This window comes from Neisseria sp. P0022.S010, from assembly GCF_051956635.1.
On record NZ_JBQCXF010000529.1, the window covers coordinates 1 to 2,018 of the forward strand.

Consider the following 2,018-nt stretch of genomic DNA (forward strand, 5'->3'; position numbering starts at 1 on the left):
AAGCAGTCGGCGCAATCGAGGGCGAAGCAGACGTTTTCGGCTTCTTTGCGGCCGCGTCGGCCTTCTGTGATGTTGAAGGAGATGTGTTGCCCTTCGGCCGGAAGGCGGGTAAGGGTGGTGAAGGCGGCAAGGGCAAGAAAGATTTCTTGGCCTGTGTCTTCTATGGTAGCGGCGCCGAAGCCGCGCTTGCTGTTCCAGCGAGTAATCGTTCCGTAATAGCGCATAATGTATGTGGGGATATTATTATAGGTAACAGTTTTTCTTTTGACTGATTTTAAATCAAAAAGTTTAGTTATTGTCTTAATTTTACACTAGATTTATTTTGTTGGAAGAAGGCGGGCCGTCTGAAGGATTTCAGACGGCCTGCATGGTTTATGCCTATTTGTTAAGCACTTTTTGGAAGGTGTCGATCAGGTGTTGCGCTATGGCTCGGCTGCCGAATTGTTGCAGGCAATCTTGGCGCAAGCGGACGGGATCGTAGTGTGCATGGTTTTCGTAGAGGGTGAGCAATGCTTTGGTCAGTTCCGGTATGTTTTCGATTGGCACCAGCAGGCCGTTGTCGGAAGTAACGATGGATTCGGGGCCGCCGCAGCGTGTGGCGATAACGGGCAAACCTTGCGACAGTGCTTCGATATAGACGACGCCGAAGGTTTCGGTACGGCTGGCGAGGATGAATGCGTTGCTGTGGCGCATGAGGTCTAGGGTTTGGTCGGTGGTCAATGCGCCGGTAAAGGTAACGGCGTGGTTGATGCCCAAGTCGCTTGCCAGTTGTTTCAGACGGCCTTCTTCTGCGCCGCCGCCGCCGATTTTGAGTTTGAGTTGCGGATAGGTTTTGAGTGCTTCGGCAAAGGCAGGCAGGAGCAGGTCGTGGCCTTTGAGGTGGCGCAGGTGGGAGACGCTGCAGAAGGTGAAGTCTTGATGGTTTTTTTCGGGGAACTCGAAATCCTGTTCAAAATTGCCGCCCAGCATATTGGGCAGGTATTGCCAGTCTGTACCGGCGTAGGTTTTTTCGAGAATGCGGCAGAAATCACGACTGACGGCGAACCGTGCCGCGCTGTGGCGCACGGCTTCGTGCATGGACGGCCATTGGTTTTTGCGGACAAGGCCGCGTGAAATGGCGCTGCTGTGTTCGGTAATCACATAGGGAATGCCGTATTTTTTGAAGATGGCGCAGGCCAAAATGGCGGCGTAGTTGACGCAATGGGCGTGAATCACGTCGGGTTTGCCGTTGTCGGCGATATAGGCTTCAAAAGCTTTCATGCCTGCGTTGACCCAGCGGATGCGGTCGATATCGACAACCGGGCAGCGCGGGAAGAAATACATGCTGTCGTAGGCGTAAGTGTTGAGTCCGCCTTGCTGATGGCGGCGCAGGCCGTAGAAGCGCGAGAAGATGGTTTTCGGCTGACTTCTCAAGTAGCGGAACATGGGCACGACCATGCCGATTTTCATGCCTTCGCGTTGCAGGGCTTGGGCTTGGAGGCGGAAAAAGATTCCGTCCACGTCGGTTTCGGAAGAGGGGTACCAAGAGGGGATGACGACAATATGCATGATGTGTTTTTTATGGAAGTAGATAACGGCGAGGCCGTCTGAAAAGAAAAGATATCTTTCAGACGGCCTTTTGTATATTTAGTTCAATCAGTTGCCGGCAACCGTCATTTTGGAAACCAAGACGGAGCCGATTTGGTTGGACGAACGGCGTAATGCGTCGTTTGCCACGCCGGTGATGTCGCGGTACATATCCTGCAAACGTCCGGCAATGGTGATTTCCTGAACCGGATAGGCAATGACGCCGTTTTCCACCCAAAATCCGGCCGCGCCGCGCGAGTAGTCGCCGGTAATGGTGTTGACGCCTTGTCCCATCAATTCGGTAACCAGCAAACCTGTCCCCATTTCTTTCAACAGGTCGGCCTGCGTGGCGTGGGTGTGGTTCAGATACAGATTGTGCGCGCCGCCGGCGTTGCCCGTTGTCTGCATGCCGAGTTTTTTCGCGCTGTAACTGCTGAGGAAATAGCCTTCGA

Annotated in this window: 3 protein-coding genes; all 3 read right to left on the reverse strand. The window is 53.6% G+C overall.

Annotation, left to right across the window (positions count from 1 at the left end):
- Positions 1 to 224: cold-shock protein (locus tag ACTHUT_RS19005; RefSeq protein ID WP_440419413.1), on the reverse strand; the 224-nt coding region annotated here is incomplete at its 3' end.
- Between the two features lie 154 nt (positions 225 to 378).
- Positions 379 to 1,548, reverse strand: coding sequence for a glycosyltransferase (locus ACTHUT_RS19010; protein WP_440385630.1), 1,170 nt, complete (start codon positions 1,546 to 1,548; stop codon positions 379 to 381).
- 87 nt (positions 1,549 to 1,635) lie between these two features.
- The coding region (locus tag ACTHUT_RS19015; protein WP_440419415.1) for a metallopeptidase TldD-related protein at positions 1,636 to 2,018 on the reverse strand (383 nt) is incomplete at its 5' end.

Excerpts from the sequence above, each read along its gene's own strand:
- ACTHUT_RS19010 (WP_440385630.1), bottom strand. The coding sequence starts at position 1,548 with ATGCATATTGTCGTCATCCCCTCTTGGTACCCCTCTTCCGAAACCGAC.